This is a genomic window from Acinetobacter bereziniae LMG 1003 = CIP 70.12 (assembly GCF_000368925.1).
Classification (GTDB): Bacteria; Pseudomonadota; Gammaproteobacteria; order Pseudomonadales; family Moraxellaceae; genus Acinetobacter; species Acinetobacter bereziniae.
Map to the genome: position 1 here is coordinate 478,471 of NZ_KB849756.1, position 15,635 is coordinate 494,105.

The 15,635-nt window shown below is 38.1% G+C and carries 14 protein-coding genes; 9 read left to right on the forward strand and 5 right to left on the reverse strand.

The genetic code is table 11. The annotated features are described in order from the left end of the window. Window positions 1-208: 208 nt before the first annotated feature. The 3 genes from F938_RS12375 to F938_RS12385 form a co-directional block, all read right to left on the reverse strand. Window positions 209-1,855 carry an AMP-binding protein gene (locus F938_RS12375; RefSeq protein ID WP_005032174.1) on the reverse strand — a complete coding sequence of 549 codons (1,647 nt, stop codon included), beginning with the start codon at window positions 1,853-1,855 and terminating at the stop codon, window positions 209-211. Between the two features lie 264 nt (window positions 1,856-2,119). Beyond that, entirely contained in the window at window positions 2,120-3,253 is a 1,134-nt protein-coding gene (locus F938_RS12380; protein WP_005032176.1) for an acyl-CoA dehydrogenase, read from the reverse strand. 214 nt (window positions 3,254-3,467) lie between these two features. Next, window positions 3,468-4,238: a 3-hydroxyacyl-CoA dehydrogenase gene (locus F938_RS12385; RefSeq protein ID WP_004824374.1), complete on the reverse strand. Its 771-nt coding sequence runs from the start codon at window positions 4,236-4,238 to the stop codon at window positions 3,468-3,470. 190 nt (window positions 4,239-4,428) lie between these two features. Between F938_RS12385 and F938_RS12390 the strand changes: the two genes are divergently transcribed. The 5 genes from F938_RS12390 to F938_RS12410 all read left to right on the forward strand — a co-directional run bounded on the left by F938_RS12390 (window position 4,429) and on the right by F938_RS12410 (window position 9,138). Continuing rightward, on the forward strand, window positions 4,429-5,466 hold the full coding sequence (locus F938_RS12390; RefSeq protein WP_005032178.1) for an AraC family transcriptional regulator: 1,038 nt from the start codon (window positions 4,429-4,431) through the stop codon (window positions 5,464-5,466). A 237-nt stretch (window positions 5,467-5,703) separates the two neighbouring features. Beyond that, on the forward strand, window positions 5,704-6,051 hold the full coding sequence (locus tag F938_RS12395) for a hypothetical protein (RefSeq protein WP_004824377.1): 348 nt from the start codon (window positions 5,704-5,706) through the stop codon (window positions 6,049-6,051). A gap of 278 nt (window positions 6,052-6,329) precedes the next feature. Next, entirely contained in the window at window positions 6,330-7,301 is a 972-nt protein-coding gene (locus tag F938_RS12400) for an aliphatic sulfonate ABC transporter substrate-binding protein (RefSeq protein ID WP_005032180.1), read from the forward strand. Then, on the forward strand, window positions 7,301-8,116 hold the full coding sequence (locus tag F938_RS12405; RefSeq protein ID WP_005032182.1) for an ABC transporter permease: 816 nt from the start codon (window positions 7,301-7,303) through the stop codon (window positions 8,114-8,116). The genes F938_RS12400 and F938_RS12405 overlap by 1 nt, the downstream gene beginning before the upstream one ends. 110 nt (window positions 8,117-8,226) lie before the next feature. Beyond that, complete coding sequence (locus F938_RS12410) at window positions 8,227-9,138, forward strand: bestrophin family protein (RefSeq protein ID WP_005032184.1); 912 nt, start codon at window positions 8,227-8,229, stop codon at window positions 9,136-9,138. Window positions 9,139-9,711: 573 nt separating this feature from the next. On the opposite strand, the gene prmC is transcribed toward F938_RS12410, so the two are convergent. Both prmC and prfA read right to left on the reverse strand, forming a co-directional pair. Further along, window positions 9,712-10,530, reverse strand: coding sequence for a peptide chain release factor N(5)-glutamine methyltransferase (gene prmC / locus F938_RS12415; protein ID WP_005032186.1), 819 nt, complete (start codon window positions 10,528-10,530; stop codon window positions 9,712-9,714). Next, complete coding sequence (prfA, locus tag F938_RS12420) at window positions 10,530-11,618, reverse strand: peptide chain release factor 1 (RefSeq protein ID WP_005032188.1); 1,089 nt, start codon at window positions 11,616-11,618, stop codon at window positions 10,530-10,532. Before prfA ends, prmC begins: the two co-directional genes overlap by 1 nt. A gap of 391 nt (window positions 11,619-12,009) precedes the next feature. Between prfA and F938_RS12430 the strand changes: the two genes are divergently transcribed. The 4 genes from F938_RS12430 to yiaA all read left to right on the forward strand — a co-directional run bounded on the left by F938_RS12430 (window position 12,010) and on the right by yiaA (window position 15,463). Next, on the forward strand, window positions 12,010-12,441 hold the full coding sequence (locus tag F938_RS12430; protein ID WP_004824395.1) for a hypothetical protein: 432 nt from the start codon (window positions 12,010-12,012) through the stop codon (window positions 12,439-12,441). Window positions 12,442-13,047: 606 nt separating this feature from the next. Next, window positions 13,048-13,566, forward strand: a complete 519-nt coding sequence (locus F938_RS12435; RefSeq protein ID WP_004824397.1) for a glycine zipper domain-containing protein — start codon at window positions 13,048-13,050, stop codon at window positions 13,564-13,566. A 176-nt stretch (window positions 13,567-13,742) separates the two neighbouring features. Next, window positions 13,743-14,756, forward strand: a complete 1,014-nt coding sequence (locus tag F938_RS12440) for an LLM class flavin-dependent oxidoreductase (protein ID WP_005032191.1) — start codon at window positions 13,743-13,745, stop codon at window positions 14,754-14,756. Between the two features lie 227 nt (window positions 14,757-14,983). After that, entirely contained in the window at window positions 14,984-15,463 is a 480-nt protein-coding gene (gene yiaA, locus F938_RS12445) for an inner membrane protein YiaA (RefSeq protein WP_005032193.1), read from the forward strand. Window positions 15,464-15,635 lie beyond the last annotated feature (172 nt).

Consider the following 15,635-nt stretch of genomic DNA (forward strand, 5'->3'; position numbering starts at 1 on the left):
TTTACAGCAGATTAATTTTTATTAATGACAATATCGTGAATTTGAATGATAGATTTATACGCATTTATTTATTGATGAATAATCAAACATTATATGGGTGAGTATAAGCCCTCAAAATTGCGGAAATTTTCAAATGCTCTCTTACAAAAAAAGCACCCTTTCGGGTGCAAGAGCATGGGGCTTTAACAACTTTATAAAATATTACAGATTAAGCCTCGAATTGCAGTTGCTGTAACTTAGCCACTTCCTGTTGCTTGAGTAAATTACGTTGAATTTTACCACTGGATGTTTTTGGCAAACTTTCCACAAATTCAATTTCACGTGGGTAAGAATGCTTGGATAAACGTGATCGAACATATTTTTGCAATTTTGCATTTAATTCATCAGATGAAACAACTTGAGGTTTTAGTACAATAAAAGCTTTTACAATTTCTGTTCGTTCAGGGTCAGGTTTACCAATCACGGCTGATTCTAAAACCTCTGCACACTCCAACAGGGTGCTTTCTACATCAAACGGACCAACACGATAGCCTGACGTTGTAATGACATCGTCTGCACGACCAATAAAATCAATCCCACCTAGTTCATTAAGTCGAACTGTATCTCCAGTTAAATAATAATCTCCCATAAAAGATTTACGGTTATTCCCACCATATCCTTTAAACCAAGTGAGCGGTGATTGCTTGAAGTCAATCGCCAAAGTTCCGATCTCGCCCACTGTCACTTCTTTATAATCTTGATTTAAAACTGCAAAACGATGCCCAGGATTTGCAAAACCTGCCGAACCTACCTTGATTGGATGTGCTAAAGCGTGATGGTTTCCAATCACCATGCCTAACTCTGTTTGTCCATATTGATCATATATATTAACGCCTAGATCATGGTTAAACCAATGAATCACTTCAGGGGTCAAAGGCTCTCCCGCACTACTGACCACACGTAAATGGTCTTTGATTGAACCATCGAATTGTTCTTTAAAACCAAAGAACATTCGAAAAGCCGTAGGAGAACCTGTTAAATTACTGACTTTATACTTCTGTATAACCTCTAAGGCATGATCGACACTGAATGCATGCTCATCCATAATAATACTGTGTCCGAGTCCCAGCGGACCTGTAATACCATAATATAAACCGTATGCCCAACCTGGATCGGCAAGATTCCAAAATGAATCTTCTTCGCGTAAATCAACGGCATGACGCATATATTCTTTAAATGCTAAAACAGCTTTGAGTGGCACAGGAACTGATTTAGCTAAACCCGTAGTTCCTGATGTAAACATCATTAAAAAATCGTCTTCAAAATTTAACATAACCGGATTATGTATGGCTGATTGCTTGGTTAAGGTTTCCCAAAAATCAGCTTCTTTTATCTGACTTGAGTCCTTGAGATGGACTGTCAGAATATGAGGTAATTCAATTTGATCTAATTTGCTACGTTGTTCTTGATTGGTGACCATTAACTGCGTATTGGCTGTTGTTATACGATGTTCAATTGCCTTAGATTCAAATGCAGTAAATAAAGGTTGATAGATTGCACCAATTCGCCATGTTGCCAAAATAGTAATGAGTAATTCTGGTGTACGTGGCAATAATCCAGCAATACAATCTCCTGGTTTTAAACCAATCGATTGGAAATAATTTGCCAGCTGTCCAGAAGCTTCTGCAAGTTGCTCAAACGTCCATTGTGCTGATTCACCATTTTTTCCTTCCCAGATCAAAGCAACTTTATTTAAACCAACAAAGCGCCCACAACACTCTTTATAGGCATTGATTGATTGAGGGTTTCCAGCCAGTTGTTCGTCGATCAACTTTTCATAGTCGAATTCGAGATAAGCTTGTTGCAATGTTTTCATGGCAATATCCTTGTATTTGTTACACACATCATCTCGATGTGCAATTCCATATATCTGCGTTCTAGCTCTTATTAAAATGCCGAATCATTCAGCATTTGTTCCTATGCATATAGATAAACATGATTATAAATCATACACAATTTCCAAATACCTCAATCATTCTGCGGTGTTTGGACACTACTACTTGCGTTCCAAACAACAATAGAAAGACCAGCATTTAGCTGGTCTATATTTGCTTTTAAAAGGAGTTTTCTCAGTTGTGTGTTATTGAATCACAGCACGCGCAATGACCAAACGTTGGATATCTGATGCACCTTCATAAATCTGACTAACACGCACATCTCGATAAATCCGTTCAACAGGAAAATCTGAAACATAGCCATAGCCACCATGTATTTGAATGGCATCTGAACAAACTTTTTCAGCGATTTCCGATGCAAAAAGTTTTGCCATAGATGCTTCTTTTAAACAAGGCAAGTCAGCATCTTTCAAACTTGCGGCATGGTAAATCAATTGACGTGCTGCCTCGATTTGAGTTGCCATGTCAGCCAGTCGAAATGCCACCGCTTGGTGCTGAACCAGTTCCACACCGAAAGCTTTACGCTCATTGGCATATTCAACGGCGGCATCCAATGCTGCACGAGCCATACCTACACATTGCGATGCAATGCCAATTCGTCCTGACTCTAAATTGGATAAGGCAATTTTGTAGCCCTCACCCTCATTTCCCAATAAATTTTCAGCAGGAATTCGACAGTTTTCGAAAACAATCGTCGCAGTATCAGAACAGTGTTGCCCCATTTTGTCTTCGATACGGGAAACAATATATCCCTCCGTATCAGTTGGAACAATAAAGCAAGAAATTCCCTTTTTTCCAGCTGTCTTATCCGTCATGGCGAATACAATCGCAACTTGGGCATTTTGTCCCGAAGTGATGAACTGCTTGGTGCCATTAATGACCCATGTATCTCCATCCCGTTCAGCTTTACATAATAGAGCACCAGCATCTGAACCTGCTTGTGGCTCTGTTAAACAAAAACAACCAAGCCATCGCCCTGTTGCCAATGGGATTAAATAATCTTGTTTTTGTTGCTCTGAGCCATATTTTTGAATAATCCCACACGGTAATGAGTTTTGTACACTCACAATGGTAGAAATCGCGCCATCACCAGCCGCAATCTCTTCAATTGCAACGACCAAGGACATATAGTCCAAACCTGCGCCGCCCCATTGTTCTGATACGGTCATTCCTAATGCACCCAAATCTCCCAATGCTGCTAATTGCTGTTTCGGAAATTGTGAATGCTTATCTCGTTCAGCAGCAGTTGGCTTGAGTTCATTTTGAGCATAATTCCGCATCATTTCTTGAACCATCTTTTGATCATCATTGAGTATCATCGAGCTTCCCTTTTAGTTCGTTTTTAACAATTTTGAATATTTAAATTCCTATCTCAAAATCAAGCACAGGAACTGATCAACAAAATTTAAAGTCAAATTTGCCCAATACCACCTTTTAAGCAGTATGGGACATTATTTTTCAGGTGTTTTGCTTTATAAATGGCGTAATCAACAGTTGAAGCTAATCCCATCTAAAAGCATAAAGGGATGTAACTTACTTCGGTTGCATACGAATCGCGCCATCTAAACGAATTGTTTCTCCGTTTAAATAACTATTTTCACAAATATGCCCAACGAGTTGTGCAAATTCTTCAGGTTTGGCAAGACGCTTAGGAAAAGGCACCATTTCCCCTAAAGCATCTTGAACATTTTGTGGCAAAGCTTTCAACATCGGTGTCTCCATAATGCCGGGAGCAATCGTCATGACACGAATTGCATGTTGCGACAACTCTCTTGCCAAAGGTAAAGTCATTGCGACAACAGCTCCTTTGGACGCAGCGTATGCAGTTTGCCCAATTTGTCCATCAAAAGCCGCCACTGAAGCTGTGTTGATAATGACTCCACGATCTTCTTCACCAGCTGCAAGTTCATAACGTGAGATAACATCTGCGGCAAAACGAAGCATATTAAATGTACCTGATACATTAATATTTAAAACCTTCTGAAATGCATCCAAAGCATGGATACCGTTTTTCCCTAATACCTTTGCAGAAGGACCAATACCTGCACAGTTAATTAAACCGTTAAGTTGTCCATAATCTTGTTCGAGTTGTTTAAAGAATTGTTCTACCGCAATTTCATTGGTCACATCCAATGGTACAAATTTGGATTTTTCACCAAGACGTTTTTGCATTTCTTCACCCAGTTCATGGTTCATATCTACCATGATCACGCTTGCGCCTTGAGCCACCAAATGTGTTGCCGTTGCAGCACCGAGTCCAGATGCACCACCTGTTACCACAAAGACTTTTCCTTCAATTTTCATTTTTCTTCCTTAATTCATTGTTTAAATAAATAGCTATAGATTTTAAATTAAACCCATTTTCGACTTAAGATGAAGAGTAAACATAGTCCAGCTTGAGTACAATTTCCAAAAGTTGCATCCTGTATGATGGATTTGGACAATTTAGAATTTTTGGGTCACTTAACCACGTCTTAAATGCGCTCACAAGATAATGGAATATACTGTGAACAATCAACACTTCATTGAAAGTAAAGGAACCATCTCAATTGCACTCGTACATGAGGCGTTGATTGGTGCAAAAAACAAAGGCTTCGATATTGAAAAAATCTTAGCCAATGCCGAGATTCCGCTTGAACTTTTTAATGCGCCTAAAGCAAGAATTGCTGTTTCAAGCTATGCAAAACTTTGGACTGAAATTGCAGATCAAATGAATGATGAATTCTTTGGTATGGATTCTCATCAAATGCGCCGTGGCTGCTATAAATTACTCACGAAGATGGTGATGCAAGCCGATACACTTCACATTGCCATCGAACAAATCCTACAATTTTTTAATCTTGTTCTTGATGATTTTTCCAGTAAATTGGTAATTGATGAAAATTATGCCTACATTGTCATTACAGATAAATTACAAACCAAAGCCATGTTCTGTTATGCCACCTACATTATGCTGATTCATAGTTTGATTTGTTGGTTAGCTGATCAACGTATTCTACTCAAACAATTACAATTAAAATGCACAGCTCCTGAAGACGATCAAGATTATCGCGTTCGCTTTTGTGAACATATCACTTATCAAACAGACGAAAACTATCTGCAATTCGATGCAAATTACTTAAGTATCCCGATTAAACGTGACCAAAAATCTTGGTATACATTTATCAAAAACAGTCCTGAAAACTTGCTATTAAGGTTTAAGAATCCTTTGGCATTGAGTTCTATGGTACGAAAAAAATTACTTTCTCTTTCACCTTGTGCTTGGTTGGAGTTAGGTGATTTAGCTGAACAACTGAATATTTCTGAAGCAACAATTCAGCGTCGTTTAAAAAGCGAAGGTACAAGCTATCAACAGCTTAAAAATGATATTCGCTGTGACATGGCAATTGATCTTTTAACCAAAACAACGCATACCTTACAAGACATCAGCGAATTATTAAACTTTCAAGATGCAAGTGCATTTCACCGTGCTTTTAAAAAATGGACTGGTGTAAGCCCTGGTGCTTATCGCGAACATAAACATTTAGGTTAAAAGAATAAGCTTAAATGGCTTTGCAAAAATGATTTCATGTTCTTACTCAAGTATGTATTAAAGGTATTTTAATTTTATTCTTATAAATTTGAAAAGCTTGTATAAAGTTTTACAGCTTATCTGAACATGGTTGCAAATTCGCCATTATTAGTATATTTTTCACTCAATTCAAAGCAGTCTTTCTGCTTACTTCCTGTGGTACCCTCCTCCCCTTTAATCAGCTTTCAGGTCACTAACATGATTAAGATGATTGATGTACTAGAGCAAAATCTAGTTCAAAATTTTATCCATTCCCTTTCTGCTCAAACTGAACATTTAGATGAGTTGATAGAAGGAATTTTAAAAGCTTCAGATCGTGATGTTGCAGATGCGATCAATGACTTTCTGAACATCAACAATGCTTCAGATCTTGCTCAAGCACTCGATATCCAGCAAGAGCGTATTGAAGCGATCCAATCTGGTTTGGCAATGAAAAAAGAAAATATTGCAGATACAGCGAAAATTGTAGCACTGTGTCTTGCACTTGAAACCAATGCCTTAGACCAAGTTGAAATTGCAGATAGCCTCGAAGATTATCCAATATAAAAGTAGTTCAATAAAAAACGGTTTGAAATCAAGCCGTTTTTTTATGTTTAAATCGCAAAAAGTGCTAAGAATTTTTTTTACTATCGCTTTCTACTAATCTACTAAATACATCAAAAACAGATTAGGATAATTATTGTATATAAAAATCAATCAATTAATCGCAAAAAAATGATAATTCTGTTTTATTGAAGTGCTTATCTATTATTCTTTTTTGTACTGATGCCATAAAAACTATACATATCTACTCTGTTTTTCTCTTTGAATTTTATGGGGTATTTATGAAATCTTTTGGTCAAAAAATAACAGCTTTAGTGTCTAGCGTTGCTCTTAGCTTAACAGTTACAGCATCTTTCGCTGCCATCCCAACAATATTAAAACTCGACTATGCTTATTATGCTCCAACAAGTTTAGTCGTCAAAGAGCAAAAACTCTTAGAAAAAGCCTTGCCAAAAACAGAGATCAAATGGGTGTTCAGCCAAGGGAGTAACCGTTCGCTCGAATATCTAAACAGTGGCAGTATCGACTTTGCATCAACAGCTGGGCTGGCTGCAGTATTAAGTCGTGCCAATGGAAGCCCAATTAAAACTGTTTATATTCAAAGCCAACCTGAATGGACAGCGTTGGTGGTGGCTAAAAACTCAGCCATCAAATCACTAAAGGACTTAAAGGGTAAGAAAATAGCGGCAACCAAAGGGACTGATCCATTCCTTTTCACTCTCCAAGCACTTGAAACAGTTGGCTTAAGTAAACGCGATGTACAACTGGTACATTTACAACATCCAGATGGTAAAACTGCTTTAGAACGAGGACAGGTCGATGCTTGGGCTGGGCTTGATCCACTTATGGCTTCTGCACAGTTACAATCAGGTGCTAAGCTGCTTTATCGTAATGTTTCATTTAATAGCTATAGTGTTTTAAGTGTTAAAGATCAGTTTGCAGCACAAAGTCCTGAAGCTATAGATGCCGTAATCAAAGCTTATGAACAAGCACGTAAATGGGCAAAAGCCAACCCTGACAAAGTAGCTGAACTGTTGGCCCGTGAAGCAAAATTACCACTTGAAGTTGCTAAACTTCAACTTAGCCGAACCAATCTCGACCAAAACATTCCAACCACAAAACATTTGAATGCCTTAAAGAAGGCAGGAGCGATTTTGAATGAAGAGGAGTTAGTACGTAAAGGTACCAATGTTAACCAAGTCATCGATCAGTTATTTGACAGTAAATACGCGCAAAAGGTTGTAGGGAAATAATGAACAAAATTTCTGCTTCAGCATCACATACAAATGTGCCTACAGTTGTTAAAAACCCTGTAATTAAAGCTCATTTATTGAAGTGGCTAAAAGCAATCACCCTCCCTGTTTTGATCATACTCCTATGCGAATACCTTGTTCGCACAGGGTGGATTGAACCCTATTTACTGCCAGCACCCAGCAGTTTACTCGCATCATTTCGAGATTTGGCACAGGGTGATTTATTCACGCATGTATATACCAGTACATGGCGAGTTTTCTTTGGCTTTTTTGTAGGAAGTGCACTTGGGCTTATCTTTGCAATCGCTGTTGGTTTAAACCAACATATTGAAGCATTTTTAGAACCGACATTTTCTGCAATTAAATCAATCCCGAGCCTTGCATGGATTCCACTACTGCTATTGTGGTTAGGAATTGATGAAGCTTCAAAAATTACTTTAATTGCCATCGGTGCATTCTTCCCCACCTATACCAATACAGTTTCAGCCATTCATAATGTAGATAAAAAATTATTTGAAGTCGCAAAAGTCTATCGACTAAGCCATATGCAAATAATTTTTCAAATCGTTCTTCCTGCAGCTTCACCAGGAATTTTAGTGGGGCTGAGAAATAGTTTAAGCTTGGCTTGGATGTTTATGATTGCAGCCGAACTGATTGCAGCAACACAAGGGATTGGTTATTTACTTAGTGATGGTCGCGAAACTTCACGACCAGATATTGTAATTATCGCGATTATTTTATTGGCTGTTCTTGGTAAATTAACAGACACCATGATGAAATGGATTGAAAACTGGTTGTTACGTTGGCGGACGTAAATCAATCAAATACGGCTTTTCTAAGCCGTATTTTTTAATTTCCTTATCTGAAACTTGCATTTAGGGTTTTTCATATGGAACACTGTTGCCGTTACATTTAGGTAGACAGTATGATCATTCGCGATAAAAGTAATAGCTTTGCCCTACTTTTTGCTTGGCATGGCACCATTCTTCCCAAAGTCTTGCCTGCATTGGCATTCGTTGTGCTGATCTCCACAATTTTAGTCTATTTATCTTCCCATCATTATTTCACCTTTCCTGCCGTACCCGCAATTGGATTTACTGTATTTGGTATTATTCTTTCAATTTTCTTAAGCTTTAGAAATACTGCTTGTTATGACCGCTGGTGGGAAGGTCGTAAATTGTGGGGTGCATTGATCGCCACATCTCGCCATATTTCACGAGACAGTCATGTTTTACCTGAACAGCAACGTCAAGTGCTGATGTATCGTGTCATGCTTTTTACTTGCTTGCTCAGAAATCGCCTACGCAATCAGAATCAACCCATTGCGTTTTATAAAAACAAAGTTGCCTTAGATGACTCTATATTCGATCAACTGCCTCATCACATCAATGCCTCACAATATGTTTTAGAACAGATTCAAAAATCCTTAGTATCATCTCTTCATCAAGGTGAAATTTCAGATATTATTTACCAAGGTTTAAATCAACATATTGTTGCTTTGGGAAATATTCAGGCTGGTTGCGATCGTATTTTGAGTACACCACTACCTTATTCTTACTCAGTATTACTACATCGTACGGTGTATTGCTTCTGCTTAATTCTACCTTTTAGTTTAGAAGCCAGTCTTGGTATCTGGACACCTGTGATTGTTAGCTTAATTGCGTATTTATTTTTAGGCTTGGATGCATTGAGTGCGCAACTCGAAGAACCTTTTGGCTTACAAGAAAATGATTTGCCATTAGATGCAATTACCCGTTTAATCGAAAGAGAAATGCTGAGTTCTCTGGGCGAGGAATTGCTCGAACCGATTAAATTGGTTAAAAGTAATTTGACTTAATATGGATTTTTTAATTGATCGGATTTTTAACTTCATAGCAGTTTAATATATGCACGTCATGCAGATCATCAGTAATATAATTGGCTTGAACTTATGAAAATGAGTGTGCAAAACTTTTTAAGAAAAATAAAACTGCTTTTGGCACTCACTTTAATATTTATAGTCAAACCGCCTGATTATTCACATAAGTGATTTGGCTGATTCATTTATTTTGTACTTTTGAATCATAAACAGTATTGCTATCACGAGGCGACATGGATGTCGCCATGTTGAGCGGCGGTATTAGGATGTACCCCTCGCTCAACGGAAGATTTTTGTTACTTTTCATCTCTGAAAAGTAAAGTATCGCCTACGCAAAACAATTTAAACTCTAGAGCTAAAGCGTGGCAGTGCAAGCTTTATATCATCAAACAATATATTGATCGCTTTAATTTTATTGATCAAGAGAAATGATATTCTACTGTATGAATTTTTCAACAGATTGACTATAGAATAAAAAACAAGAATAAATAAAAAGGCTTTACCATCTGTCTACCCAAACACCTAGTAAAGCCTTATTGATACAGCAAGAAATTAATTGGGCCACTGACCTAAAGTCACACGATCATTACCGCCATAATCTTTTACAGTTCGAACCTGTTTAAAACCTGCACCCTTAAATATCTGCTGTACTGCCTCAGCTTGATCATAACCATGTTCAAGCACGATCCAACCTTGTGTTGCAAGCCATTTTTTACCCTGCTGGATAATATGTTCAATGTCTACTAAACCATGTTGATCGGCAACTAAAGCACGTTCAGGTTCAGAAGCAAGCTGTGGCATATGTTCATCCTCAGCATCAATATAAGGAGGATTGGAAACAATCACATCAAAATATTGCCGATTTAAGGCATTGAACCAACTGCCCAAATAAAACTTCACCTGTGGTAAATCATGTTTTTCAGCATTGTGTAGTGCAACCTCTAAAGTTGGCTCATAAACATCTGTCGCTGTTACAGACCAATTCGGACGTTCACTTGCCAATGATAAAGCAATCGCTCCAGTCCCTGTCCCCAGATCTACAATACGGCAATCTTCTGGTAAATCTAAATGCAGTACAGTTTCCACCAAAACTTCGGTATCAGGACGAGGAACTAAAGTATCTTTGCTCACTGTTAAATCCAATGTCCAGAACGGCTGTGAACCCGTCACATAAGCCAAAGGTTCACCAGCTTGAATACGTGCTAAACCATGCGTATATTGCTGTTCTTGTTCAGTGGTTAATTCCTGAGCTGATTTAAGTGACAAATCAAAAGCATCAATTTTTAGAATATGCTCAAGTAACCAAGCATTCTCTTGACGCTCATAACTTTCTGGCTCTCCACGTAAGGCTAATGCCTGTGCAATATTCATTATCCACCGTTTTGTTGAGCAAGCATTGCCAGCTGATCAGCTTGATATTCACGATGCAAGCTATCTAAAAGTTCAGTCAAATCACCTTCCATAACAGCATCCAACTTATATAAGGTTAAATTGATACGGTGATCTGTCATACGACCTTGCGGATAGTTATATGTACGGATTCTTTCTGAACGGTCACCAGAACCGACCAAGTCACGGCGCATTTCAGAAGTTGCAGCATCTGCCGCAGCACGTTTTGCATTTTCTAAACGTGATGCCAATAACGCCATCGCTTTGGCTTTGTTTTTATGCTGTGAACGCTCATCCTGACATTCAACAACTGTTCCCGTTGGAATATGAGTAATACGGACTGCTGAATCAGTTTTGTTAATGTGCTGACCACCTGCACCAGATGCGCGGTATGTATCGATACGCAGATCAGCAGGATTAATATCAACCGTTGTATCTACATCAACTTCTGGAAGAATTGCAACTGTACATGCAGAAGTATGTACTCGCCCTTGCGACTCTGTGGCAGGTACACGTTGTACACGATGCGCACCACTTTCAAACTTTAAGCGCCCATAAACGCCCTCACCATTGACGAGGCAAATGATTTCTTTATAGCCACCATGCTCACCCTCGTTTTCAGATAAGATTTCAATACGCCAATTTTGTGACTCAGCATATTTGCTATACATACGGAATAAATCACCTGAAAAGATCGCCGCTTCATCACCACCTGTGCCGGCGCGAATCTCCAAATATGCCGAGTTCGCATCGTTCGGGTCTTTTGGAATCATGAGAATATTCAACTCAGATTCGAGTTGCTCAATTAAAGCTTTATTCTCTTTGATTTCCTCAACAGCCATATCCTTAAAATCTGGATCGGTTAACATCACTTCAGCTGTTTCAATATCTTCTTCAGCTTGCTTATATTTTTTCCAAACTTCAGTAATTTCTGATAAATCATTATGCTCACGTGATAAATTACGAAAGCGCTTATTGTCAGAGATGACTTCAACGTCTGCCAATAATGCCTCTAATTCCTCATGCCGATCACAAAGTTGATCTAATCGTAAACGTAACGATTCTTTCATTTTAAATACATTCTCAAGCTAAGCCTTAACCACATTTTAAGATTTAAAATACAACCTCAATCACATGGCTAAGAAAATTCTAAAATTGTGCATAGTTTACCGATTCTGCCATTTAAATGACACATTTATATAGGCGCTCTGCCGTGAACTTAACGAATTTATCTGCCAATTTACGAGCTTTATGCTTATTCATAACCGTATTATCTTCATCATTTCTCCTTTTTGTCCCAGCGTTTGCATGTTTTAAAATCACTTTTAATAGAAAACATACATTCAGATACCAAACGTTATCAATTTTCGGGTTCATCTCCACATTTTTTGGAAAAACTTTTGTTACATTTGCTTCATCGAATACAGATAGAGCTGTCCATCTAAGGACATGGAGCAACAGATGAAATTTAATACAATCTTATTTAGTACTGCTTTAGCAGTAACTTCAATGTTTACAGTAAGTGCCCATGCTGACAACTCAACACGTATTGCAGCAACTTCGGCTTTAGGAAGTGTTGTTGGTACAGCTGTAGGTAAACAAATTGGCGGTAACACTGGTGCAATGATTGGTTCAGCAGTGGGTGGTGCTGGTGGTGCAGCAGCTTCAACCAATAGAAGAGATCGTACTGCTGCTGCAATCGGTGGCGGTTTAGGTGGTGTGGGTGGTTATACTGTTGGTAAAAATATGGGTGGCACTACTGGCGGCTATATTGGTGCAGCAGCAGGTGCAGCGGGTGGTTCCGTTTTAGGTAAAAAAGTATCTCAAGACCGTCATGCCGATCAACGCAAGTACAATAAAAAGTACTACAAAAAACATCGTCGTCATCACTAATTGATCCGTGAATGACATCAAGCACCTTCGGGTGCTTTTTATTTGTTATATCAGCCTTTTACACTCAATATTTAAAAATGATTCCATCTCGCCTTTAATGGTCGACTGTATCCATGCCACCCAACATGATAATGGCATCAGCTAGAATTGGATGATGGAAAAAGCAAAGAACATTTCATCTATATTAAGTCAATAATATTGTCGCTACCTAAGCCCTATATGATTAATTTAACAAGTTATTTAGCGGATTGAGATAACAATAATCTTCACGAACTCATGTTAAATTTTCATCTAATTTTAAATCTAACTGACGGCTCACCCGACTTATTTTTGCTATGAGGTGCTAGGCTGTGATAGTCGCATTTAGAGTTCAATCTTCTATTTTGTCTCGCTTGTTGCATAATTTTAATATGAATGCTCTCTGATCAATCGCGCTGAGAATAAAGTTTAACATTCACATAATATGAACCAATTAAAGAGCAAGAAATACAATCTAGAAACAAAACACAGAAATTGCTTACATCCACATCCATAATTATTGCTAATTGTTTCGTTATTCTAAGCTCAAGTTAAATAATTTGAAGAAGCTTCGACAAGGAGTTTGAAATGAAACTACAAGCAATACTTGGTGCAACTGTTCTTGCAGCAACTCTAGTCACAACTGCACATGCAGGTAACTCAACCAATACAGCCTTAACATCTGCACTTGGTGGTGTTGTAGGTGCAGCAATTGGTCAACAAATGGGTGGCTCCACTGGTGCAATGATTGGTTCAGCGATCGGTGGTGGTGTTGGTGCTGGTGCGGCATCGAATAAACGTGATAGAAATGGTGCAATCATTGGTGGCGCTTTAGGTAGCGCAGGTGGTTATACTGTTGGTCGTAATGTGACAGGTACATCCACAGGTGGATATATCGGTGCAGGTCTTGGTGCTGCTGGTGGTTCAGCTTTAGGTAAAAAAGTCAGTGAAGATCGTCGTTATGATGACCGTTATGACAACCGCTATGGACGTTATAATGACCGTTATGATCGTAACGGATACCGCAATGTAGACTATCGTTATAATAATCGTAATTATCGCCATGACAACGGGCATCACTATGGTCAATATAAAAACCGTTGGTAGAGTTAATTTCCCGCTTCTACTGATATAACAATATATTCAATCAAGCATTTACCGATGCTTGATTTTTTTTATCCGTCGTATTTTCTCAGCTTTAAATACAAATATCGACAATTTTCGATATACATTACTCAACATATATCGTAGTATTTCGATATATAGTTATATCGAGTTAAAAAATGACATCTATAGCAGATTCGGCATTAAAAACTACCAAGTTTTCTATTTTAGAGCTTGCACCTGTACGTGAAGATCAAACAGTTGGGTTTTCTCTTAAACATAGCTTAGAACTTGCTCAACATGCTGAAACCTTAGGATTCGATCGTCTTTGGTTAGCTGAACATCATAATATGGATGGCATTGCCAGTTCTGCAACAGCAGTACTCTTAGGTTATATCTTGGCAAATACGCATAGCATCAAAGTTGGTTCAGGTGGGATCATGCTACCCAATCATGCACCACTGGTGGTTGCTGAACAATTTGGTACTTTGGCAACACTTTATCCGAATCGCGTTGAATTAGGTTTAGGACGTGCGCCCGGTACAGATCCTCTGACTATGCGTGCATTAAGACGTGGTCGCCAAGAAACTGAAGATCAATTTCCACAAGATGTCTTAGAGATATTGAGTTATTTTGCAGATGCTCATTCAAACCAAAGAATTAAGGCAACACCTGGACAAGGCACGCATGTTCCAGTTTGGCTTTTAGGTTCAAGTTTATTCAGCGCTCAGCTTGCAGCAAAATTAGGGCTTCCCTATTCATTTGCCTCACATTTTGCACCGAGAATGTTGGGACAAGCCATCCAGCTTTATCGTGAAAACTTTCAACCTTCTGAATATTTGGATCAACCTTTTGTCTCTATGGGTGTACCTACTGTCGTCGCTCAAACAGATGAAGAAGCTGAATATCTTGCAACCAGTGTCTATTTGCGAATTCAAGCTTTGCTGACAGGGCAAAGTTTAAAACTCAAACCACCTGTTGAAAGTATGGAAGGTCGCTGGTCTGTTTCAGAAAAAATGGCCGTGCAAAATTTCCTCGCAATGGCGCAAATTGGCTCACCAGAAACAGTGAAAAAAGGTTTGAATCGACTGCTTGAACAATATCAAGTGGATGAATTTATTTTCACTTGTGACATCTATGACACATCGAAACGTTTAGATAACTTTAGTTTATTAATGGATTTAAAAAAATAATACAAACCCATTATCTTTTCCTCTTTACCAAAATGAAATATGAATTTTCATTTTGGTTTTTTTTGATTTCAATATCACTAAATCATTAATTTAAATATAAATTTACAGTGATTTATGATTTAAAACATAGATTAATACAACAGAAAAAATGAAAAGATTTGCCATCTCTTTTCAAATCAGCATAATAGAACATATAAAAATCAGTAGAATATCAACTAGGAACAACAATGAATCAATATATCAATAAGCCAACACCTGCTTTTGTTGCAGTGAGCTGGGTGGCACTACTTGCTGGCGCTGCCGCCTACTGTGTGGGTCTGTTTAATGCACAAATTCTCTTAAACGAAAAAGGCTATTACCTCATCTTGATTCTTTATGGATTATTTTCTGCTGTTTCATTGCAAAAAATTGTTCGAGATAAGTTAGAAGGACAACAAGTTACCGCTATTTACTATGGCTTATGTTGGGTCTCAGTGGTGATTTGTGTTGTACTTTTAGCACTAGGTTTATGGAATGCCAACATGGCTTTGAGCGAAAAAGGCTTTTATATTATGGCATTTTTACTCAGCCTATTCGGAGCTGTTGCAGTACAGAAAAACATTCGTGATTTAGAGTATTTGAGAACACATACACAACCTGAATTAACCCATTCTCTTCCATCCCAAGTGGAAATAAAAGAGATCGAAACACAGGATGATAAATTATAATTTGTTCAAGGCACTGATAATTTAGGTATTGATCAATTAATCAGATTGAGAGACACGCGATTCAATTTCAACAGATAAAATGATGGAAAACGCTTAGCCTAACTTTTGTTGGGCTTTTTTAATGCATCAAAATACAGAAGAAATTACCGAAATGTGCCTCCAAAAAAGTACC